20 protein-coding genes and 1 tRNA gene are annotated in these 22,753 nt (G+C 61.4%); 10 read left to right on the top strand and 11 right to left on the bottom strand.

Annotated features, from left to right (window positions below; genetic code table 11):
* Positions 1-89: 89 nt before the first annotated feature.
* From BM235_RS29060 to BM235_RS29040, 5 genes are all read right to left on the bottom strand, one after another.
* Positions 90-986 carry a carbohydrate ABC transporter permease gene (locus BM235_RS29060; protein WP_090117788.1) on the bottom strand — a complete coding sequence of 299 codons (897 nt, stop codon included), beginning with the start codon at positions 984-986 and terminating at the stop codon, positions 90-92.
* Between the two features lie 48 nt (positions 987-1,034).
* Positions 1,035-1,904, bottom strand: a complete 870-nt coding sequence (locus BM235_RS29055) for a carbohydrate ABC transporter permease (RefSeq protein ID WP_090117762.1) — start codon at positions 1,902-1,904, stop codon at positions 1,035-1,037.
* 129 nt (positions 1,905-2,033) lie between these two features.
* Positions 2,034-3,410, bottom strand: a complete 1,377-nt coding sequence (locus tag BM235_RS29050) for an extracellular solute-binding protein (RefSeq protein ID WP_090117761.1) — start codon at positions 3,408-3,410, stop codon at positions 2,034-2,036.
* Positions 3,411-3,558: 148 nt separating this feature from the next.
* Positions 3,559-5,124 (bottom strand): response regulator transcription factor, encoded by a 1,566-nt coding sequence (locus BM235_RS29045; RefSeq protein WP_090117760.1) that lies wholly within the window; start codon positions 5,122-5,124, stop codon positions 3,559-3,561.
* On the bottom strand, positions 5,121-6,896 hold the full coding sequence (locus BM235_RS29040) for a cache domain-containing sensor histidine kinase (protein WP_090117759.1): 1,776 nt from the start codon (positions 6,894-6,896) through the stop codon (positions 5,121-5,123). The genes BM235_RS29045 and BM235_RS29040 overlap by 4 nt, the downstream gene beginning before the upstream one ends.
* Before the next feature lie 150 nt (positions 6,897-7,046).
* Between BM235_RS29040 and BM235_RS29035 the strand changes: the two genes are divergently transcribed.
* From BM235_RS29035 to BM235_RS29015, 5 genes are read left to right on the top strand one after another with little or no spacing between them, the layout of a single operon-like run.
* The gene (locus BM235_RS29035; RefSeq protein WP_090117758.1) at positions 7,047-8,189 is read left to right on the top strand and encodes an amidohydrolase/deacetylase family metallohydrolase; all 1,143 of its coding nucleotides are present in this window, start codon (positions 7,047-7,049) and stop codon (positions 8,187-8,189) included.
* Positions 8,155-9,258 carry a DgaE family pyridoxal phosphate-dependent ammonia lyase gene (locus BM235_RS29030; protein WP_090117757.1) on the top strand — a complete coding sequence of 368 codons (1,104 nt, stop codon included), beginning with the start codon at positions 8,155-8,157 and terminating at the stop codon, positions 9,256-9,258. Before BM235_RS29035 ends, BM235_RS29030 begins: the two co-directional genes overlap by 35 nt.
* Before the next feature lies 1 nt (position 9,259).
* On the top strand, positions 9,260-10,018 hold the full coding sequence (locus tag BM235_RS29025; RefSeq protein ID WP_090117756.1) for a 2-dehydro-3-deoxy-phosphogluconate aldolase: 759 nt from the start codon (positions 9,260-9,262) through the stop codon (positions 10,016-10,018).
* A complete protein-coding gene (locus tag BM235_RS29020; RefSeq protein WP_090117755.1) occupies positions 10,011-11,027 on the top strand; it encodes a sugar kinase in 1,017 nt (338 codons plus the stop codon). The genes BM235_RS29025 and BM235_RS29020 overlap by 8 nt, the downstream gene beginning before the upstream one ends.
* Before the next feature lie 2 nt (positions 11,028-11,029).
* Positions 11,030-11,752, top strand: a complete 723-nt coding sequence (locus BM235_RS29015; RefSeq protein WP_255374654.1) for a GntR family transcriptional regulator — start codon at positions 11,030-11,032, stop codon at positions 11,750-11,752.
* 482 nt (positions 11,753-12,234) lie between these two features.
* On the opposite strand, the gene BM235_RS29010 is transcribed toward BM235_RS29015, so the two are convergent.
* Positions 12,235-12,311 (bottom strand) — tRNA-Pro (locus BM235_RS29010).
* Positions 12,312-12,461: 150 nt separating this feature from the next.
* Between BM235_RS29010 and BM235_RS29005 the strand changes: the two genes are divergently transcribed.
* Positions 12,462-12,860, top strand: coding sequence for a GntR family transcriptional regulator (locus BM235_RS29005; RefSeq protein WP_090117753.1), 399 nt, complete (start codon positions 12,462-12,464; stop codon positions 12,858-12,860).
* The gene (locus BM235_RS29000; RefSeq protein WP_090117752.1) at positions 12,857-13,966 is read left to right on the top strand and encodes a DUF1648 domain-containing protein; all 1,110 of its coding nucleotides are present in this window, start codon (positions 12,857-12,859) and stop codon (positions 13,964-13,966) included. The genes BM235_RS29005 and BM235_RS29000 overlap by 4 nt, the downstream gene beginning before the upstream one ends.
* A 34-nt stretch (positions 13,967-14,000) precedes the next feature.
* Here BM235_RS29000 and BM235_RS28995 read toward each other — a convergent pair whose 3' ends face one another.
* From BM235_RS28995 to BM235_RS28985, 3 genes are all read right to left on the bottom strand, one after another.
* On the bottom strand, positions 14,001-14,732 hold the full coding sequence (locus BM235_RS28995) for a L,D-transpeptidase family protein (protein WP_255374649.1): 732 nt from the start codon (positions 14,730-14,732) through the stop codon (positions 14,001-14,003).
* 466 nt (positions 14,733-15,198) lie between these two features.
* Complete coding sequence (locus BM235_RS28990; protein ID WP_090117751.1) at positions 15,199-15,945, bottom strand: cupin domain-containing protein; 747 nt, start codon at positions 15,943-15,945, stop codon at positions 15,199-15,201.
* A gap of 141 nt (positions 15,946-16,086) precedes the next feature.
* Complete coding sequence (locus BM235_RS28985; protein ID WP_090117750.1) at positions 16,087-16,905, bottom strand: inositol monophosphatase family protein; 819 nt, start codon at positions 16,903-16,905, stop codon at positions 16,087-16,089.
* 83 nt (positions 16,906-16,988) lie between these two features.
* Here BM235_RS28985 and BM235_RS28980 point away from each other — a divergent pair, with 83 nt between their 5' ends.
* Positions 16,989-17,471: a DinB family protein gene (locus BM235_RS28980; RefSeq protein WP_090117749.1), complete on the top strand. Its 483-nt coding sequence runs from the start codon at positions 16,989-16,991 to the stop codon at positions 17,469-17,471.
* 9 nt (positions 17,472-17,480) lie between these two features.
* On the opposite strand, the gene BM235_RS28975 is transcribed toward BM235_RS28980, so the two are convergent.
* Both BM235_RS28975 and BM235_RS28970 read right to left on the bottom strand, forming a co-directional pair.
* Positions 17,481-18,014 (bottom strand): GNAT family N-acetyltransferase, encoded by a 534-nt coding sequence (locus tag BM235_RS28975; protein ID WP_090117748.1) that lies wholly within the window; start codon positions 18,012-18,014, stop codon positions 17,481-17,483.
* A gap of 21 nt (positions 18,015-18,035) precedes the next feature.
* Positions 18,036-18,362 (bottom strand): low molecular weight protein tyrosine phosphatase family protein, encoded by a 327-nt coding sequence (locus BM235_RS28970; protein ID WP_090117786.1) that lies wholly within the window; start codon positions 18,360-18,362, stop codon positions 18,036-18,038.
* Positions 18,363-18,613: 251 nt separating this feature from the next.
* Between BM235_RS28970 and BM235_RS28965 the strand changes: the two genes are divergently transcribed.
* Positions 18,614-21,262, top strand: coding sequence for an NPCBM/NEW2 domain-containing protein (locus BM235_RS28965; RefSeq protein WP_090117747.1), 2,649 nt, complete (start codon positions 18,614-18,616; stop codon positions 21,260-21,262).
* Positions 21,263-21,463: 201 nt separating this feature from the next.
* A complete protein-coding gene (locus BM235_RS28960) occupies positions 21,464-22,744 on the top strand; it encodes an ArsB/NhaD family transporter (protein ID WP_090117746.1) in 1,281 nt (426 codons plus the stop codon).
* The last annotated feature ends 9 nt before the right edge of the window (positions 22,745-22,753 follow it).

Here is a 22,753-nt window from a genome sequence, read left to right as displayed (position 1 = left end):
CTGACCGGACATCGGCGATAATAACCACAAAAAAGAGGGCTCGCGCCCTCTTTTCTTGTCTTCTTTTTATTTTCAAAATCCTATTCGCCTTACCCCTTCACCGAACCCGCCACCATGCCCTTCATGATCTGCTCCTGAAAGATCAAATAGATGACGATCGTCGGGATGACCGCGATCGACATGGCCGCCGTCGTCAGGCTGTAGTCGGTGCCGTAGCCGTCGGAGAAGACGGACAGGCTGAGCGGCAGCGTCTTGAGCGCCTGGTTGTTGATGAAGACGAGCGCGAAGGCGAAGTCGTTCCAGAACCGGAGGAACCCGAGAATGAAGATCGTCGCCATGGCCGGCACCGCGAGCGGCGCGACGACGCGGAAAAACGTTCCCCAGTATCCGTTGCCGTCGATCATCGACGCCTCTTCGAGGTCCTTCGGGACTGAAGTCAGGTAAGCCCCTACGACGAAGATGGCGACGGGCAGCTCGAACGCCGCGTAGGGCAGGATCAGCGACGCGTACGTGTCGAGGATGCCGATCTTGTTCATCATGATGAACAGCGGCACGAGCGTGCTGTGAATCGGGATCAGCATCCCGGCGACAAACAGCGACATGACGAGCCCCTTGAAGCGGAAGTTCATGCGGGAAACGACGTACGCCGTCAGCGTGCCGAGGAACAGCGTCAGCACGATGGCGCTAATGGTAACGATGACCGAGTTGAGGAAGGCGGGGCCGATGCCGGCGATCTCCCATGCCCGCTTGTAATTGTCGAAGTGCCACGTCGACGGCAGCGCGAACGGCTTGCCGAAGAACTCCTGGTTCGTCTTGAACGAGCTGAGGAACAGCCACAGGAGCGGGTATAGCGTGAGCAGCGCGTAGATCAGCAGCACGAGATTGGAGAGCCACGCCCACTTCGGCTTGAACGGCCGGGAGAGAGCGGGACGTCCGGCGTTTTGCGCCGGGCCGGCCTTGTGCGCCAGGCTGCCGTCCGTTGTCATCTTCATAGCTGTCCTCTCTTTCTAAGGCGCGAATGCGCGGCTTGAATATTACTTGCGTCTCATCAGCAGCTGGCTGCCGAGCACGAGGACCATGCTGATGAGGATGATCAATGTGGAAACCGCCGAGCCGTAGCCATAGCGGAAAACTTCGAATGTATTGTTGTACATGTACGTCGCGAGCAGCTCCGTCGATTGCGCGGGGCCCCCGCCCGTCATGATATAGATCAGGTCGAAGGCTTTGAGGCTGCCGGAGATGCACAGCACGATGGCGACCTTGATCGTATCCCAGATCATCGGCACGACGATCATGTAGAGCCACTTGGACTTCACGGCGCCGTCGATCTTGGCGGCGTCTTCGACTTCGGAGGAGATGTTCTGGATAGCGGCGATGAAGAGCACGAGATACGGTCCGATATTCGCCCAGATGACCGGCGCGCTGACGGCGTACATGTTGATGCTCGGATCGCCGAGCCAGTCGCGAATCCAGGAGCCGAGGCCGAACTGTTCAAGCAGGAAGTTCAGGATGCCGATCTGCGGGTGATAAATGTAGCCCCAGATCATGCCGATCACGACGCTGGCCACGACCATGGGCATGAACACGGCGGACCGGACGAAGCGTTGGAAAAAGGTGCTCTTGCGCAAAATAAGCGACAGGACGAGCGCGATCGGCAGCTGCCCGAAGATCGAGGCGGCTACGATGATCAGATTATTCTTGAACGCCTTCCAGAAGATCGGATCCCCGAGCGCTTCGGCGTAGTTGTCGAAGCCGATGAACTTGGACGCGCCGATGCCTTTCCAGTCGAAGAAGCCGTAATAGGCGGACCAGACGATCGGCACCAGCACGAACACCGCATAGATGAACAGGGTAGGCAGCAGCCCTACCGCGATAAAAGCTCTGAGACGGCCGGAATTCGTCATGACCGGCCTCCTTTCGTTTGACGCTTGTGCTTAAACGTGCAGCTTGGAGAAAGGGAAGGCGGGGGACGGGCTCCGTCTCCCCGGCGTTCGCCGGGAAGCGCGCGTCCGTCCCGCCGCCCGCCGCCAGATTTACTTGCCGAGCGCCTGCGCTTGCGCGTCCTGGAGCTTCTTGGCGACGGCCTCCGGCTTGCCGGTCAGCAGCAGATCCTGCAGGCCGTTGTTGATGACGTCTGCGGCAGCCGACGTCAGATAGGCGTCGTATACCGGCGTCAGCTTGACCGATTTGAACAGGGTGAACGCCTTGTAGAACAGCGGCGTCACGACGGCTTGGTCGGGCTCGACCTTGTAGTTGACGACGGAGTTGCTGTTGACGATCGCCTGCATGCCTTCCGGCCCGCCGATCGCGTAGATCAGCTCGAGCGCGGCGTCGAGCTTGGCGCCCGTGACAGTCTTACTGAGCGCCATGCCGCCGCCCGATCCGCCGGAGATGGAGTTCGGATCGCCCTTGCCGCCCGGTAAGGAGGGCAGCACGGTCACTTCGACCTGGTCGAGCTGCTCCGGCGTGCCCGTGGCCGCCATGTTCGTCAGCGCCCAGGAGCCGTCGATCATCATCGCGGCTTTGCCTTCGACGAAGTATTGCTCCATCTGCGTGTTGTCCAAGCTATTGGCGCCAGTTTGGAACGCCTTGGCTTCGGAGAGATCCTTGAACAGCTGCAGCGCCTGGACGAACTCGGGATCGGTGAACGACGCGCCGTCCTGGCTCGCCGCCTTCAGGAACCAATCCGTGCCGGTCACGCGGTCGGCCAGGGACGAGAGGATGCTGGACTGCGCCAGCCAGGCCGCCTTGTTGCCGAGCGAGATCGGCGTGATCTTGTTGTCGTTGAACGTCTTGATCGCCGTCATCAGCTCGTCCCACGTCGTCGGCACCTTGACCTGGTACTTGTCGAAGAGCGATTTATTGTAGAAGAACAGGGAGGTGGCAGATCCGCTCAGCGGCGTAGCATACGCTTGGCCGTCGAACGAGAGCCGATCGAGCGCGCCTTCCATGAAGTTGTTCTTCCATTCGGGGTACTTGTCGAGCAGCGGCGTGATCGGCTGGATCAGACCGCCGTCGTAGAATTCCTGGATCGAAGTGCCGGACTGCGTGAAGAACACGTCGGGCATCTCGCCGGCGGCCGCGACCGTCTTGAGACGCTGGCGATAGCCGTCCGGCGGGATCGCCTGGGCGTCCAGCTCGATCTCCGGATGCGCGGCCTTGAACTTGTCGATCTGCGCGCGCACGGCTTGGGCCCGCAGGTCGTCGCCGGAGAAGTTGTGCCAGATCGACAGCTTGACCTTCTCGCCGGAAGCCGGCGCGCTTGCGGATGCGCCGGACGAGCCCGAAGCGGGCGCGCTGGAAGCTGCGTTGCTCGAGGCGGCATTGTTGGATGCGTCGTTGCCGCATGCCGCGAGCAGCGTGGTCGCCGCGAGCGCCAGGGCGGTTAAGGATACAGGTTTCTTTTTCATTTGAACCCCTCCTGCGTGAATGTAAATTAAGTATAGGCGCCCGGACCGTCGGGTCGCGGGGGAGAAGTTCCGGTGTTAGGGTAGACGATTTTCAGGTTGTGAATCCGTTTTCGGAATTTCGTTCGGAAAAACGGCATGTTTATGTCAGCTAAACTGACATTTGGCGATATTCGGACGGTGTGCAGCCCATTACCTTTTTAAACTGCTGGCTGAAGTACTTGATGTCCTCGTATCCGGCTTCGCCGGCCACCTCGCTGATCTTCATGCGCGTCGTCATCAGGATGTTGGCCGCGCGCAGCATGCGCTCCCGCGTGACGTACTCCGTGAAGCTCTGTCCCGTCTCCTTCTTGAACATCTCGCTGAAATGGTTCGGATTGACGTGGACGAAGCCGGCGACCTGCTGCAGGGTCAGATGCCGGTCGAGATGATGCTGAATGAAGGCGATCGCCCGATGGATATAGGCGTAGCGTCCGGCGCTCACCCGGTCGTGGAAGGCGTTCAGGACGGACAGGAGCAGCTTGAACAGCTCGTCCGCGAGACGGATGCCTACATGAAAGGGAATGACCGGCGCGGAAGCGGGAGCCTCGGCGCCGCTGTCCCGGGCGCGATCCAGCCAACGATGGGCGGCGATGACGACCGACTGAAGATAAGCCTGCAGCGTGGCCGGCGTCGCCTGCGGGTCGCTCAGCTGTTCGTTCACAATGCCGTTGGTCCAGTTCCGCAGCTGCGTCGCATCGCTGTTCATCAGCAGCGCTGACAGCTCGTTCTCCTCCTTCGCGGAGCAGACCGTACGCCCGCCCCTGCGCGCGAGGACGTCCTTCGCTTCCACGAGGCCGTTGTCCCCTAGCAGCAGGCGATAGGCGTACGCCGCTTCCGCTTCCTCATAGGAGCGTCCAAGCTCCGCCCATGCCGTGACCGGCTCTCCGGCCGCGGCGAAAATGTCGCACTTAAGCGCCTCGCGGACACGGGCGACGGCGGCGGCGAGCCGGCTCGTATCGGACCAGCCCTCGCCGGCCTGCGAGACGACGATGATCCTGTCGCTCTTGCGCAGCGCGACGCACGGCAGCAGCTCGAGCAGCTTGCTCTCGGCAGCGCCGAGCATGAGCCCCGCGAACCGGTCGTCGTCCCAGCCCGACGCGCCGACGAGCAGGACGCGCATCGGCAGCAGGCCGCCGTCCGGCCCGGCCTTCGCCACGCCGGCTTGCTCCAGCCACCTGCGCGCCGGGTCCGCGGCCGTGCCGCCGCCCGCGGGCCTTTTGCCTCCCGCGGACAGCAGCTCCTCCAGCCCCTGATTGCGCAGCGCGGCGCCTTGGGCGGCCTCCTGCTTCATCGTCTCCCACTTGCCGAGCAGATTCTGCTTCGCCTTCATGGCCGCCATCATGATCTCTTCCGGACCGCTTGTCTTGAGCAGGTAATCGGTAACCCCCTCGCGCAGCGCCTGACGGGCGTAGCCGAAGTCGTCGTAGCCGGTCAGAATGACGATCTCCGTGTCCGGCCGCCGCGCCTTGATCTCCTTGGCCAGCTCGATGCCGTCCATGCCGGGCATGCGGATGTCGGTCAGGACGATGTCCGGCTGCTCGTCGGCCAGGCGCTCCAGCGCTTCCTCTGCGGATTCGGCCGGCGGCAGGAGCGTCATGCCGAGCCCTTCCCAGTCGATGACCGTGCACAGTCCCGTCCGGATGATGACCTCGTCGTCTACGATCAATATTTTCATGCGTTTGCCTCCTGGATCGGGATTTGGAAGGAAATGCGCGTGCGGATGCCCGGATCGCTATCGATCTGCAGGCCCGTTCCCGCGCCGTAGTGGAGCTGGAGCCGGCGATGCACGCTGCGAAGGCCGTAGCCCGATTTGCCGGCGGCCGCGCGGTCGTCCTCGGCGTCGTCCGGCGCGGCCAGATGCCGGCGCAGCTTCACCAGCTTGTCCGCCTCGATGCCGATACCCGTATCCTCCACGACGAACGTCATCGCGCCGTCGCGGCACTCGCCGAACACGAACAGGCTGCCCTTTTTCTTCTGCTTCTGAAGACCGTGCATGATGCTGTTCTCGATGAGCGGCTGCAAGAGCAGCTTCAGTATGGAATGGCTATGAAGCGCCGGATCGACGAAGAACGCGGAATCGAACTTGTCCTGGAACCGCCGGGACATGATCCGAATGTAGTTCTGGGCGTGAGAGACCTCTTGCTGGACGGTGCAGAACTCCTTGCCGTCGTTCAGGCTGAACCGCAGGAAATCGCTTAGCGCCCCGACCATCTCCGCCGTCTGGCGGTCTTTGTTCATGAGCGCGTTCCACTGGATCGAAGATAGCGTGTTGTACAAAAAATGCGGGTGAATCTGCGCCTGGAGCGCCTGGATGTCGACTTCTTTCTTTTTGGCCTCGTGCGCCTGAAGCTGGCTCTTGAGCCGCTGGATGCGGTCGCCCAGCTTGTTGTAGCTATGGAGCAGCATGCCGATCTCGTCCGAGCTCTTGACCTCGATGCGCATCACGGGCTCTTCGGGATTGATGTCCTTGAGCTTCTTGGAGATCTTGGCCAGGGGCCGGGTGACCCAGGTGATGAAATAAAGCACGAGCACGACGGCGAGCAGCGCGGCCAGTCCGATGGCGTAGGCGGTGAGCGTGAGCACGTATTTGTTCTGGGCGGTGTAGATCTGGGTGGGGATGATGCCGACGAGCTTCCAACCGAGCGCAGGCAGCGTGTAGTAGAGCAGCGTGTTGCTCTCCCGGCCGTCCTTGATATTCATCACGCCTTCGGGATGACTCAGCCGGGAAACGTTGGGAATGGACAGGTCCTGCAGCGCCGCTCCGTCCTCGCCGGAAGGCGAAGCGACGACCTGATTGTCCTGATTGACGAGCCAGAGCTGCCCGCTCGCGTTCCAGCCCGCGTCCTGCAGCATGCGCCGCACCTCGGAGATGTCGACGCTGATCGCCAGCTCGCCGATGCGCTTGAACTTGCTCATGTCGCGGATGGGGCGCACGAGGGAGAACACCTTGGCGATCCCGTCGTCGGTCGTCTTGTTCTCGTACGGCGGGGTCCACCATTTGACGTCGGCGTTGCTGCCGTTCTCGCCGGACTTCTGCAGCTCGGGAAGCCCGGAGCGCAGTACGGTCGTGTTATACAAGGCGGGATGGCCGCGGGACGAGGTGATCGTAATATTGGAAATGTACGTCTTGGAGGAAGCCAGATTCATCAGGAAAGCCACGTTTTGCGAATACAAGGCATAATCCGCATCGCTGCGGTCGAGGTACGACTGGATGTCCTTCTGCCCGATGATGAATACGGACATCGTCTCCACGTCGTTGATGAGGAAGCCCAGCTTGTCGGACACCTGGCGGAGCGTGTTCATGCCGGATTCCTTTTCGATCTTCTCCGTCAGATTGGAGGCGATGCGGTAGGAGACGACGCCCGTGGCGAGGAGCGGGGTGATCACGGCGATCAGGATCAGCAGGGACAACTTGCTCTTGAGCGATTGCTTGAACCATAGGGTCATAACTCGTGCCCCTCTCGATGTGATGATCGGTGGTGGATTGATGCATACAAACATTATAACGATATATTGTATTTTTTATTTTCTATGCTATCTTAAGGGATAGGTTTAGGCAATAGCCGCCGTTATCCAAGAATAAGCGGGTGAAGAGAATTGAGCAATGGTTACTTGCTTCGCAATCTGAAGCTTCTGGACGGCAGCCCGGTAGACATCGAGATCGCGGAGGGCCGAATAAGCCGGGTGATCGACCCATCGGGCGGGGCGGGGATCGCGGACGGACCGCTTGATCGCGAGGGGGTCCGCGAGATCGAATGCGGCGGGGCCTACGTCTCGAGCGGCTGGATCGACATGCACGTGCATGCCTTCCCGGCGTTCGATCCGTACGGGGACGAGATCGACGAGATCGGCGTCAAGCAGGGCGTGGCGACGATCGTCGACGCGGGCAGCTGCGGGGCGGACCGGATCGGGGAGCTGGCGGCGAGCGGCGGGAGCGCGAAGACGAACCTGCTGGCATTTCTGAACATCTCGCGCATCGGGCTGAGCCGGATCGACGAGCTGTCGCAGCTGGCATGGCTCGACGGGGAGCGGGTCGGCGAAGCCGTCGCCCGTTATCCCGACTTGATCGTTGGCTTGAAGGCGCGCATCAGCCGCAGCGTCGTGGGCGACAGCGGCATCGCGCCGCTGCGTATCGCCCGGGAGCTGTCGACCGCGACCGGATTGCCGTTAATGGTCCATATCGGCTCGGCGCCGCCGGCCATCGAGGAGGTGCTCGCCCACCTGAGGGAAGGGGATATCGTCACGCACTATCTCAACGGCAAACCCAACAACTTGTTCGACGCCGAAGGCCGGCCGATCCCCGCGCTGCTGGACGCGCTCGACCGCGGCGTGCGGCTGGATGTCGGGCATGGTACGGCGAGCTTCTCGTTCAAGGTCGCCGAAGCGGCGAAGCGGCACGGCATCGGGCTGCATACGATCAGCTCCGACATCTACCGGGGCAATCGTCTGAACGGTCCGGTGCACAGTCTGGCGAACGTGATGAGCAAGTTCCTTTATCTAGGCTATTCCTTGCAGGAAGTCGTCGCGGCGGTCGCGTCCACCGCGGCGCAGTGGCTTAGAAGACCCGAGCTCGGGCGGATACAAGCGGGGGACCGCGCGCATCTGACGATATTCGAAGTCTCCGAGGAGTCGGTGTCCCTCTTGGATTCCGAGGGGATCGAACGCAGAGCCAATCAACGAATCGTACCGAGGGGAGTCGTGGCAAATGGCGAATTCATGGCATGCGAAGTACGGGCTTAAGCGCGTCATCAATGCGAGCGGAAGGATGAGCATCCTCGGCGTGTCCGCGCCGACGGACACCGTCATGGAAGCGATGAAGCAAGGCGGGCAGCAGTATGTGGAGATCGCGGATCTCGTCGACAAGGCCGGCGACCGGATCGCGGGCATTTTGGGTTCGGAGGCGGCGGTCGTGGTCAATTCCGCGTCGAGCGGCATCGCGCTGTCGGTGGCCGCGATCGTCACGCAGGGCAACCGGCGCCTCAGCGAACGGCTGCACCAGGAGCCGATCGCGAAGAACGAGATCGTCATGCTGAAAGGGCACAACGTGCAGTACGGCGCGCCCGTGGAGACGATGGTGTACCTAGGCGGCGGCAAGGTCGTGGAGGCCGGCTATGCTAATGAGGGCAAGGCGGAGCACATCGAGGACGCGATCGGCGAGCGGACGGCGGCCATTTTATACGTAAAGTCTCATCATGCCGTCCAGAAAAACATGATCTCCGTCGAGGAAGCTTGGGAAATCGCCCAGCGGCGCGGGGTACCGCTCATCGTGGACGCCGCGGCCGAGGAGGATATCCGGAAGTACGTGAAGTGCGCGGACCTGGCGATCTACAGCGGCTCCAAGGCGATCGAAGGCCCCACCTCGGGCATCGTCGGCGGCAAGCGGGCGTATGTCGAATGGCTGAAAGTACAGCTGCATGGCATCGGACGCAGCATGAAGGTGGGCAAGGAGACGACGTTCGGCTTGCTTCAGGCGCTGGACGAGTATATGGTCAAGGAAGATACGAGCGAGCGGGAAAAGGAATCGCTGCAGGCGCTCGCGCCCTTGAATGATCTAGCGGGCGTGCAAGTGTCGATCGTGCAGGACGAAGCGGGCCGCGCCATCTACCGCGGACGCGTCCGGATCGATCCCGCCCTCGCAGGGACGACAGCCGTGCGACTCGCGAAGGCGCTGCAGGAGGGCGACATCGCCATCTATACCCGCGATTACGGCGTCCGCCAAGGCTACTTCGATATCGACCCGCGCCCGCTTCAGGGCGACGACATTCACATTATCGCGTCGCGCATTCGCGAGCTGGCAGGAGGGCAATGAGATGACGAGCGGTTTGACGAAGAGACTGTACAAAGAGCGGGCGGCGTTAAACGTTCTGGCGAACAGCGTGGAGAACGCGAAGGAAGTGTTCGATGCGGCCGAAGGGCATGTGCTGGTCGGCGTGCTGTCCAAGGACTATCCGACCGTTGCGGCTGCAGTGGAGGCGATGAAGGAATACGGCCGCGCGATCGACGACGCGGTATCGATCGGCCTCGGCGCCGGCGACAACCGGCAGGCCGCGGTGGTCGCGCGGATCGCGAGGCACTATCCGGGCAGCCATATCAATCAAGTGTTTCCCGCAGTCGGCGCGACGCGCGCGAACTTGGACGGCCAGGACAGCTGGATTAACAGCCTCGTCTCACCGACAGGCCGGGTCGGCTATGTCAACGTGTCGACGGGGCCCGTCAGCGCGGCTGCGGCCGAGCAAGCGATCCTGCCCGTCCGCGCGGCCATCGCGCTCGTGCGCGACATGGGCGGCAACGCGCTGAAGTATTTTCCGATGAACGGCCTGAGCCGCGAAGACGAGTACAAAGCCGTGGTGGAAGCTTGCGCCGCCGAAGGCTTCGCGCTCGAGCCGACGGGCGGCATCGACCTGGACAACTTCGAGCCGATTCTTCGCATGGCGCTCGAAGCCGGCGTGCCGCAGGTGATCCCGCATGTCTACTCCTCGATCGTCGATAAGGCCACGGGCAAAACGAAGACCGACGACGTGCGCCGCCTGCTGGCGACGATGAAGGAGCTGGTTGACCGGCATGCCTAGAAAAATCGCGGCCTTCGGCGAAGTGATGATGCGCCTGCAGGTGCCAGGCTATGAGCTGCTCACCCAGGCGGACACGCTCAAATACTCTTTTTCCGGCACCGGGGTCAACATCGTCTCGGCGCTCGCGCGATTCGGGCATGACGGCTATCTGGTCACGACGCTGCCGGCAAACCCGCTGGGCGATGCTGCGGTCGCGTATTTGCGTAAGCTGGGCGTGAACCAGGACTTCATTCGACGGGATGGGAAGTACGTCGGCCTCTACTTCCTCGAGAACGGCTTCGGCGCCAGGCCGAGTCGCGTCACGTACACGAACCGGCTGGAGAGCAGCTTCAACACGTCGCCCGCCGGCGCCTACGACTGGGAAGCGATCGCGGAGGGGCTGGACGCCGTTCACTTCTGCGGCATTACGCTCGCGATGAACGATACGGTGCGCGGCCACATGACTGAGTTGGCGCGTGCGGTCAAGCGAAAGGGCGGTCTCGTCGTCTTCGACTGCAACTACCGTCCGACGCTCTGGGGAGAGGACGGCTACGCGAAGGCGAAGCCGCACTATATCGAGATGCTGAAGTTGGCCGACCTCGCGCTGATGAACGAGAAGGACGCGATTCACATCCTCGGCATGAATACGAGCCAAGCAGTGCGCAGGGATCAGCTCGTGGAGCTTATCCCGGCCGTTGCCGACACTTACGGCATTGCCGCGATCGCGGGTACCCATCGTGCCATCATCGGAGACGGGACGCACGCCTTGCAAGGTTTTTTGTACAAAAACCGGCAATTCGCTTTTTCCAAAACGCTGACGTTCGCCGTCTATGATAGAATTGGAGCAGGCGACGCGTACGCGAGCGGCATCCTGCACGGAGAACTGACCGGGATGCCGTCCGATCGAACCGTCGATTTCGCGGCTGCCGCGGCGATGCTGGCCCATACGGTGCAAGGCGACACGCCGATGTCGTCGGAGGCGGAGATCGTCCGCGCCCTGACGGAGGCGGCAGGCGACATAGAAAGGTAGAGATCGAGACCGTGAATCTGTCCCGCAACAAGCGGCCCTTGTACGTACAGATCAAAAACATAATTAAGGACCGGATTCTGCACGGACAGTATCCGCTCGACACGAACATTCCTCCCGAGCCGCGGCTCGAGGAGGAGTTCGGCGTGAGCAAGATCACCGTCCGGGGCGCCATCAAGGAACTCGTGCAGGAAGGCTACCTGGAGCCGAGCAGCGGCCGGGGCACGCGCGTCATCCGCAACACGAAGGCGGCCAAGCGCTCCACGTGGAAGAGCTTCACCGAGCTGCTCGTCGAGGAAGGCCATGCGATGCAGAAAAAGCTGCTCGCTACGGCGGCTGTTTCGTATGAGCCGGAGACCGAGCAGCATCGGCTGTTCGGGGACGCGGGACTGCGGGTCGAACGGCTGTACCTGCTGGACGGGGCGCCGTATATTCACTACGCGCACTATCTGCCGGCGATGCTGGAGAATGCGGACTTGTCGGGGCTGGCGGAACATTCGCTGTACGGTTTCCTGGAGGAGAACGGCATCGTGCTGGCGCGGTTTCGGGATGCGTTCGCGGTATCGGCCGCGCCTGCCGGTGTCGCCGAGCAGCTGAACTTGGCGGTTGGCACGCCGCTGCTGAAGCGGCTGCGCTACGCCTACGACGAGGCGGGCGGCGTGGTCGAGTACAGCGAGGGATACTATAATACGGCGCTGCAGCATTATGTGGTGAATTACGACGGGTGAGCGGCGTTGGGCATAGGCACCGGTAGGCGCCCGCGGAGACGGCGGAGGCTGAGATAGCCGGAAAAACCGGTTAACGGCACCGGAAGTGTGGTGGGTGGAGCTGAGATAGCCGGCAAAACCGGCTAACGGCACCGGAAGTGCGGCGCGTGGAGCGGAGATAGCCGGAAAAACCGGTTAACGGCACCGGAAGTGCGGCGGGTGGAGCTGAGATAGCCGGCAAAACCGGCTAACCGCACCGCAAGTGCGTAACTTGGGGCTGAAATTTAAACGGACGATCTCCTATGAGGAGACCGTCCGTTTTTGCATTCGTCGTCCACGACCATCACGGTTGTCATAAGAGCGTTCCTGTCCGTCTGCGGCTGACTGCGTTCGTCCTTTCATCGTATCGTTTCCATTTGTACCTTATATGTACGGGGGATTACAAGTTGGCTGGGAAATAAAAAAGAAGCCCTGTAATTCAGGGCTTCTGTCATTGTATTGGATGGTCGAGACGACAGGATTTGAACCTGCGACCTCTTGCTCCCGAAGCAAGCGCTCTACCAAGCTGAGCCACGTCTCGAAGATGCCGAATTTTAGCGGCAAGAGAAAGTATAGCACAGCCTGGCTCAAAAGCAAAGAACGGATTTAGGCTTATTTTAGGTTTAAGATCTGTTATTGTCTGAGTATCTGTTATATAATGAATATAACAGAGAGTGAAGGAGGTCACGCCATGTGGATGGAGATCGATCTGCAATCGGATGTACCCATATATACGCAGCTGGTCGATCAATTGATCGAAGGCATCGCCTCGGAGCAGTTGAAGCCCGGGGACCCGCTGCCGTCCGTACGAAGCCTCGCCGCGGATCTGGGCATTAATTTGCACACGGTGAACAAGGCTTATCAGATTCTGAAGCAGGACGGGTTCCTTCAGGTGCATCGCAAGCAGGGAGTCGTCGTGCAGCCGGGCGGGATGCCCGGCGCGGACGCGGCATTCCGCGCCAAGCTGGCGAAGGGCATTCGGCCGCTTGCCGCGGAAGCGGCGGTGCGCGGGATGACGGAGGCGGAGTTCGCCGAGCAGAGCGCCGCCGTATACAGGCAATTGATGTCGAAGGGAGAGAATGCAAAGTGAACGCGACGCAGACGGAATGGCTGGTATTGGGCATATTGGACGCGCTGATCTCGCTGACGATGATCGGGGCGGTGTTCCTGGCGCCCAAGCATTTGTTGTTCGGCTTGTACGTACCCGAGGCGGATCGCGGCAGCGCGGAGGTCGGGCGGATCCGGGGCAGACACTACGGCGCGCTGGTTGCCGTTTGGATACTGGGTCTTGCGGTCGGTGTCGCCGTCGGTCTCTGGAGCGGCGGCGAATGGTCCGAAGGGAGCCCCGAGGCGGCGTTCGGCGCGGCGCTGATCATTCAGATCGGCGGCCTGATCCCGGTCTGGCGTTCGGGACGGGCGCAGGCGCTGCGTTTGAAGCAGGCCAGGAACTGGAGAGCCGAAAAGCCGTCCAAGATCGTCATCGATCTGCTGTTCCGCCAGCGTCAGCGGCTCGTGGGCAACGGGTGGTTCTTGATCCATCTGGCGATCGTCCTCCTAGGCGCCGCCTCAGCCGCGCTGCATTGGGACGTCATTCCGGACCCGGTGCCGACGCACTTCGGCATTTCCGGGGAAGCCGACGAATACTCGCCTAAGGGCTTCGGGGCCGTGTTTACGCTGAACATCGTTCAGCTCGGGTTAATCGGCGTATTTTTGCTGGTCAACATGAGCATCCGTCAAGCGCGGCAGCAGCTCGATCCCGCGCGTCCGGAGGTATCCAGAGAGAAGCAATTGCGGTTTAGAAAAGCGATCTCGGCGTTCATTTACGCGCTCTCGCTGTTCGTCGTCGTCATGCTGGGTCTGGGCCAATCCGTGACGCTATACGGCTGGCCTACCGAACGGCTTAACCTCGCGATGATTGGATTGCCCGCACTGCTCATCCTGGCGGTGTTCGGCTTTGTCTGGTACGTGGCGAGGCATGGCCTTGACGATGTCGGGAGCAGCCCGCACGTTCAAGAGGACGAAGCGTGGCGCGGCGGATTTTTCTACTACAACAAGGCGGACCCTGCCCTGATGGTGGAAAAAAGGTCCGGCGTCGGCTGGACGATCAATCTCGCCCATCCGCTTGGCGTCCTCATATTCGTGGGGATCCTGCTCGTGCCGATCGCGATCGTCGTGCTGGCGGCGATTTTCGCCTGACGGCAGTCTTCGCCTGAGGGAAGCCCCGCTCCAGCTAGCCGGCTAGACCGATGGCGATAGCCGGCGACCGCGCGGGATCGAGCGCGGCCATCAGCTTGAGCAGATTCGGCTCGGACATGGCGATGCAGCCGGCCGTCGGCTTGCCCGCATCCCGCCACAGATGAAGGAAGATGGCGCTGCCGCGGCCGGGGACGATGGGATCGTCGTTGTAGCGTACGACGATCCCGTACTTATAGAGCGGCTGGTAGAGGCGCTCGTAGGAATGCCATTTGCGGTCGGGATTGCCAGCATAGGCGACCCATCGATTGTAATCGGCGGATGTCGGGTCGTCGACCCAATAGTCCTGCTTGGTCGTCTGCTTGTATGCGAGCTTCAGCCCCTTTGGCTTGCTCGCGGTACCGAACGCTTCGCCCAGCGGGTACACGCCGGAGGGCGTGCGGCCGTCGCCTTCCTTTGTCTTCGCGATGCCGTTCTTGCCGAGCGCGACGGGAATGCCGGACAGGACGACGGTCCATCTGCCGTCCGGCTGCTTTTCGCGCAACGACAGGACACCGGTCTGCGCTCGCAGGGACTTGGCCTCGACGACCACGACCTGCTCCGCGCCGAGCAGGTTGGCTTTGTAAGGCCAGGAGGCCATGAAGCTGGCGGCGGAAGCGTGGGCGGGTACCAGGGATAGCGCAGGCAGCAGCGCGAGGACGATCCATGCAGCGATCATGGTATGGACGAGCGAGTATGTATGGCGGCTGTTCGGTCGACGCCTATTCATGGAGCGTTCCCCCTTTTCTATAAGCGTACCTCGGATTGCCGCTTGCGAATCGTGCGGACGCCTCGATAGTATGCCGCTGGGGGGGGGGGTGAAGACATCGACTTGCCGGGATCATCGCGGGCTTCTCTCGCAGTTTCGCTCAAGTGCTTTCCTGCGATGGTACTTCCGTGGTTCCGACTATTGATCTCGACCAGGTGCTTTTCCTGGACAGCACTTTTGGTGCCACCACCAGCAATCTCGCCCATGTGCTTTCCCACGACAGCACTTTGCAGCTCCGACGAGCAATCTCGCTCAAGTGCTTTCCAGCGACAGCACTTTAGGCGCTCTCACCACTATATCGCCCATGTGCTTTCCCTCGCTTGCTCTCCATGTCGGCAGCAACCGTGTTAACAATGCAGATGAAAAGCCTGCGGCATCCGCCGCAGGCTTCGTTCTGTTGCTATGATTGCGATGATACGCTCAAAGTCTATCTCCAGCCTGACCCAGGGGGATAGGGTACCGCCGCCGTTCCCTGCTGCGGCATGACGTTCTGCGGCATCACGCCAGGCATCGTGCCCGGATACATCGGGCCCGGCGACGCCGCGCCCTGCGCCGCAGCATGCGGATAGCCCGTCTGCGCGGATGCGCCCTGCACCGTGCCTGGCGCCGGCGAGCAGCCCGGAGGCGGGCCAAGGATGACCGGCTTCTGGAGCGGGGCGACGGCTTGGGCAAAGGCGGCGGGATTCACGCAGTAGGCGCGGGCGGCGACTTCGGGCGGCAGCGTCCGCAGGAAGTCGCCCGCGTAAACGATGTCGGGCGTCGGGACGTCGAAGATCGTCAGCAGGTGCGTATGGTCGGTCAGCGCCACGAGCCAGTGGAACCAGCCCAGCGGAAACTGCGAGACTTGGCCGGGCTTCAGCCGATATGTCATGAGCTCCTGGGTGAACGGATTGAAGACGGATGTCTGGATCTCGCCGCTGATCAGGAAGACGAGTTCGGTCGCGTTGGTGTGCCAATGCGGCGAGACCACGACGCCTTGGCTCATATAAATATTGAAGAACCCGGTTCTGACGGCGGGCAGTTGATCGGCGAACAGCTGCGTGATGACGTTTTGTTCGTTTTTGGCATAATTGACCTTCTGGGTCGAGTCGGCCGACAGGTTCAGGGACGGCGATTGAAGCACCGGCGTCTGAAGCGCCGACGTTTGGAGCACCGTGGATTCGGGATATGACATCTTCTATACCTCCCGCGTAGGCGATTCGGATCGCATCGCAGAAGTATATGAGGCAGCATGGCGCGTCAGTCCGACATTTTCTTCACAAAAACTCGTCCGTCTCGATAAAGTTCGAGCCTGTCCCGTTCAGTCGACCGAGCGTCATGCCTTCCCCTCCGCCATGGCCAATCCCGCCCGAACTGTCCGCAGCAGCTCTTCCTGATTGTCCGGATGGCAGGCGATCAGGTAGGGCTCCGTCTGCATGCCCGTAAACGGCCTTCCCTCGAAGTCTACGACGACGCCTCCCGCCTCTTTTACCATCAGGATGCCCGAGTATAGATCGTCGCCTTCGGAGTTGTACAGCACGATCCCGTCGATGTCGCCTTTGGCGAGCATGCACCACTGCAGCGCCGGCGCCCACAGCCGCATCATGCGCTTGAAGCTGACGTCGAGATGATGGCGCAGCCGGACCGCGCGCGGATCGTTGCGCACGGCGTGGCCCTGTATCCAACCGATATTGGCTTTGGAGAGCCGCGCGGCCGGCTTTACATGCATCGGCTTCCCGTTGACGAAGACGCCTTCGCCGGCAGCGGAGACGAAGAGCCTGTCGGTGAGCGGTTCGTAGACGACGCCGAGCACGGGCTCGCGCTTGTACATGAGCGTGATCGACGTCGTGAATACGGGCAGGCCGATCGCGAAATTGTTCGTGCCGTCCAACGGATCGATGAGCCACAGCCAGTCGCTCTCGCCGCCGAGGCTTCCCGCCTCCTCGCTATGGATGGCGTGATCCGGGAAAGCCGATTGGATGCCGGGCAGGATGATGGCTTCCGCCAAGTGGTCCACCTCGGTGACGACGTCCCCGAAGTCGTCCTTGTCCGACAGCTCCACGATATCGTCGAATCGCTCCAACGCGACGGCTCCCGCTTGCCGGATGAGCCGCTCAGCCAATGTGCGCGCTCGTTGAATGACGTCTTGATCCATGAGACACCTCGAATAGAATGGATATAGTAGAATAGAGTCATAGCTATAGTAGACTGAGCAATCAAATATGCAGGAGGTACGCGATGCAAACCTTTTTCCGATATAACTGGATCGTTCGCGAGCAATGGTACGAATGGTGCGAAGACGTGCCCCGCGAGGAGCTGCTAAAGGCGCGCACCGGGGGCGTCGGCAGCATTCTGAAGACGCTTTTCCATATCGCGGACGTAGAATACAGCTGGATCATGTTCATGCAGGACCAGCCGGACTTCCAGGATCCGTTCGAAATGTACGGCTCGCTCGATCAAGTCCGGGCGCTGGATCGCCGGCTGCGGCCCGACGTCGAGGCATTCGTGGCCGCGTGGGATCCGTCCATGGAGACGCGGCCGCTGCCAAACGTTCGTCCGGACGGTACGTCCGAGGTACATGCCTGGGGCGAGGTGATGCGCCACGTCATCGCGCATGAGATTCACCATATCGGGCAGCTGTCCGTATGGGCCAGGGAGATCGGCCGGGCACCGGTGTCGGCTAATCTGATCCGCAAGGGACTGATCGTGCCGAAGGTATGACGGGTCGCATTACTTTTTGTTCGCCTTTGCTAGATTTTTGATCAAGTAAAGCAGTAGATCGTCGTCAACGGTCACAGTCCGGCCCGGAGCGACCGCTCGGTTTTTATACATGAGACCTTGTCCGTCCAACACATAACCGCGCTTGGTATACAAAATCTGCGCCGCTCCGTAGTCCCGATAAAGTCCGACGCCTAACCCTATGTACGAGGAATCGCGGGAGGAAATATCCTCCAGTTTCTGCAGCATACGGCTCGCGATTCCTAATCTTCTGTAAGGCGGGAGCACATCGAGGGCGTTGATCTCCGGGATACCCGTCTCGGCGAATCCGGGATAATCGGACACTTGCAGCAGATGGCAGCACGCGGCCACGTTGCCGTCTACCTTGGCGATCAGCGTGATTCTCCGTCCTTGGCGGTTCTCCTCTAAGTAACGATTATCGTAGTCGCCGGGCCTATACCACGGGTACGTACGGGAAAATGCAGCATCTAACTCGCGTACTTCGGCTTCCTCAGCCAGCTGTTTGATGATGATCTCCTGAGCCATGGGCTGCCTCCTGTTTCTCTGTCACGGTATCTCGATATATTCCGATACGCTCGATCGGAGCGTCTCGATCAATTCCTCGTCCATATATCCGTATTCGTCGGGAATGCCGAGGCAGACGATCAGCTTCCCCTGCAGCATGTGCGGAAATTTGTCTTGCAGCCGCCGCACATGCTTCTTCTCCATCGCGAAGATCAAGTCCGCCCAACCGATATGGCCCTCGTTCACCTTAATCCGCGCGGCATCCTCCGTCCCTGCCGACCTAACCTGATAGCCCTCAAGCGCATTGAATAGGTGCTCGGCCGTCAGGCTCCTCCACTTGTTGCGGCTGCATACGAACAGTAGCTTCATGACGCGCTCCAAGCTCCTCATGGGTTTACTTAACTTCCTGTATTATACAAATGCAAAACTAGCATATCGCATAACCTCGTACTTGGGAACGCACCGGATTCAACTAAATCACAACGATTCCCAAAACGAACAGCCGTCCGGGCGAGCGTTTCGAACATTGTGCAGTAACGGCGCGGACGCCCTTCCCGCATGATAGAGGCGACGGCTCCCAGGAGTCCGTACATATCGCGCGAAGGAGAGGAATTGAGAGTATGAAGCTTCATCCTTCCAGAAAAAACGTGCTTGGTCTGTGCATGTCGCTGGCGATTGCGACGGCGGGCGTTCCCATGACAGCGGCGGGTGCGGCAGGTCCGGCGACGTTGTCGGTCGCAAGCTACGGGGCAAGCGGCGCGGACGCACTCGACGACCGTGCCGGCATCCAGGCGGCGGTCGACGCGGCTTCGGCCGGGGATACGGTGCTGATCCCGAACGGGACGTACTATCTTGGCGGCACGGTGCGGGGCAAGTCGGGCGTAACGATTCGCGGCCAGTCCCAGGGCGGCACGGTCGTGAAGTACGTGGACAGCGCGGATTCTTACATGTTCTATCTGAACAACGTGACGGGCGCATCTGTGAAAAACATGACGCTCGACGGCAATAACAGCACGGTCGCGATGTCGGCGGCGGTGTCCGAGGGGGGCAGCGGCAACGAGCTGAGCGGTCTCTTCGTGAAGGACTTCGCGGCGACCGACGGCTTCGGGCCGCATGCGCTCTATGCGGTCGGCTCGCCGAAGGTCCGCATCGCGGACAACAAAATCGCGAATATCGGCACCGGCTCCATCTGGGGCGCCGGCGTGCGTGCCGGTTGGGGATCGTCGGACGCCCTGATCGAGCGCAACGTCATCTCCAATACCGGCCGAGGCGGCATCTTCGTGAACGACGGCAGCCCCGGCGCAGTCATCCGCGGCAACAAGATCACGGGATCGGGGCTTAAGGAGCACGGCCTGTCTATCGAGCTGCACACGAACGTGGACAATTCGATCATCGAGGACAACCAGGTGGACTTCTGGATCAGCGCCGTCCGCTCCAAGACGATCGCCGTCCGGCGGAACGTCGTGCATCCGACCGACGGCCGCGTCGGCTCCATCGGCCTGGAGATCATGGCGGACGACGCAGTAACGACAGACAACATCGTCGACGGCGGCCAGCAGGTCGGCATCCAGCAGTCGCCGGGCACGGGGCATCAGCTGTGGGGCTACAACGTCGTCAAAAACATGGTCATGTGGGGCATGCAGCTGCAGGGCGCGGGGTCGAGCGAGACCGAGCAGTATCAATACTTTTACCGCAACAGCTTCATCGACACGCAGCTCGGCAATCCGAAGGCCGCCTATCCCGGCTACGAGGGGAACGGCGTGCGAATCCACGGCAACGCGCAAAATCTGACGTTCGACAGCAACCTGATTGCGAACAACGGCCGCAAGGGGATCGAGATCACGGACGCGCCGGGCGTCGATCGGCTTAGTTTCACGAAGAACATCATCTACGGCAACAAGGACGTGGCGATCGACCCGTATCCGGCTGCGGCTCAGCACCTGGAATGGGCGAACAACGTCGTGTACGGCAACAAGAGCAACGCGCAGCCAGCCTCGCGGGGCTTCGCGAACGCCAAGCCGACCGCCGACTTCGACAGTCCGTTGCTGGTGCGCGTTGGCGAGCCGGCGACGTTCGTCAGCAAGTCGACCGACAACGGGTCGATCGCGACTTATCTGTGGGACTTCGGCACGGGATTGCCCAGCGCTTCGTCCCGCCCGACCTTCGTGTACGATCAGCCCGGCGCGTACCGGGTGACGCTCGTTGTCTGGGACAACGAAGGGCGCGCGAGCCTGAAGGAGAAGGTCATCCTGGTCCGGCCCGGCGCGCCCGACACCAAGAAGCCGAACGTTCCCGCCAACCTGGCCGTCGCGTCCAAGACCGATGAAGCCGTCGGCCTGACCTGGAGCGCGGCCTCCGACAATGTCGGCGTCGTCGCCTACGACGTCTACCGGGACGGCACGTTGGCCGGCTCGACCGCGCCGGGCGAGACTGCCTTTACCGTGACCGGACTTGCTCCGGCCACGGCTTACAGCTTCACGGTTCGCGCGCGCGACGCCGCGGGCAACGTCTCGGACGCCAGCGCGCCGCTCGCCGTGACGACGGAGCTGCCGGACGCCGAAGCGCCGACGGCGCCGACCGGTCTCGCAGTGACGGCGGTCACCGGCACCAGCGCGAGCCTCGCTTGGACCGCGTCCACGGACAACAAAGCGGTCACGGGCTATGAGATTTACCGCGGCAGCGCGTTGATCGGCACGACCACAGGCGCGGCAGCTACCGCGTACGCCGCGGAAGGTCTCCTGCCGGGCACCTCGCAGACCTTCACCGTCAAGGCGAAGGACGCCGCGGGTAACCGCTCGGCGGCCAGCGAGCCGGCCGTCGCCACGCTGACGCCGCCCGCGTCCGCGACGGTGTACCTCAGCGACTTCGCCTGGGATTCCGGCACGGCGGGCTGGGGCAATATCCAGCGCGACAAGTCGTCCGACGGCAAGCCGATCACGCTGAACGACGTCGTGTACGCCAAGGGGCTCGGCACGCACGCCGCGTCCGAGATCGTCTACACGCTAGGCGGCGCCTACGCTCGATTCCAATCCGCGGTCGGCGTCGACGACGAGACCTACGGCAATGGCGACGTCAGCTTCGAGGTCTGGCTGGACGGGGTCAAGGCGTTCGACAGCGGCGTCATGACGGCGACCTCCGAGACGCAGCTCATCGACCTCGACATCAGCGGGGCGAGCGAGCTGAAGCTGGTCGTCACCAACGGTATCGCCGGCGGCGATTGGGATCACGCGGATTGGGGCGATGCGCGGATCGTTTATCCGGAGGCGTGACAAGCTGATATAGCCACTCGGGTTTACAACCATCGCTCCGTCGTATAAGATAGATAGTAACTGCATATCGGGATTACCGGAGGAGCCTGCCATTTGGTGGGCTTCTCTTTGCTTTTTTAGGCCTCTCCAAGTGGGATGACGGGCATATGCCGGACGGTTGCGGACATCCTATTTTCCATCAAATGTATAAGGGAGGGCCTTATGGAGCAGCAAGCGATTTGGGCAGTCGGCATCTTTCTAGTCATCTATGCGCTTATTATCTCGGAGAAGATCCATCGGACGATCGTGGCCATGATCGGGGGACTGCTCATGGTGATCCTCGGGATCGTCGATCAGGAGACGGCGGTCCATCACATCGACTTCAACACGCTGGGGCTGTTGATCGGCATGATGATCATCGTGAGCACGACGGCCGAGACGGGGGTATTCAAGTATATCGCCGTTCTGGCAGCGAAGAAAGCGAAGGGCGAGCCCGTCCGCATCCTCGTCCTGCTATCGCTGATCACCGCGGTCGGTTCCGCATTTTTGGACAACGTGACGACGGTGCTGCTCATGGTACCCGTCACCTTCAGCATTACGCGGCAGCTGCGCGTCAATCCGGTACCGTTTCTGGTGACGCAGATCATCGCCTCGAATGTCGGGGGCACGGCGACGCTGATCGGCGATCCGCCCAATATCATGATCGGCAGCGCCGTCAAGGAGCTGACGTTCATGGCGTTCATCAACAATCTGGCGCCCGTAGCCGTCGTCGTCATGGCCGCCTACGTGCCGCTTTTTATCTGGATGTTCCGCAAAAAGATCCAAACGACCGACGAACTGAAGCGCGGCGTCATGGAGATGAACGAAAAGGAGCTCATCTCCGATCCGAAGCTGCTGCGCAAGTGCTTGATCGTGCTGGGGCTGACGCTGATCGGCTTTTTCACCCATCAGCTGTTCCATCTCGAATCCGCCACGGTCGCCTTAGCCGGCGCTTTTGTCCTGCTGCTGCTCACCGGCGAGCATATGATGGAGCAGGCGTTCACGAAGGTGGAGTGGATGACCATCTTCTTCTTCGTCGGCCTGTTCGTGCTCGTGTCCGGCCTGATCGAGACGGGCGTCATCGCCGAGCTGGCGAAGCAAGCGATCGATCTGACGGGCGGCGACCTGGTCGCGACCTCGCTGCTCATCCTTTGGCTGAGCGCGATCGCCTCCGCGTTTCTCGACAATATCCCGTTCGTCGCCACGATGATCCCGATGATCCAGGAGATGGGCAGCATGGGCGTCAGCAACCTCGAGCCGCTCTGGTGGAGCCTGGCGCTTGGCGCATGCCTGGGCGGCAACGGATCGCTCATCGGCGCGAGCGCGAACCTCATCGTCGCCGGCATGTCGGGCAAGGAAGGATATCCGATCCGGTTCGTCCAATATCTCAAGATCGGCTTTCCGCTCATGCTGTTGTCCATCGTCATATCTAGCGTGTACGTGTATGTGCGTTATTTAATCTAGCGTTAAAGG

The sequence above is a fragment of the Cohnella sp. OV330 genome (assembly GCF_900112065.1).
Classification (GTDB): Bacteria; Bacillota; Bacilli; order Paenibacillales; family Paenibacillaceae; genus Cohnella.
This window is presented reverse-complemented; position numbering and strand designations above follow the sequence as displayed.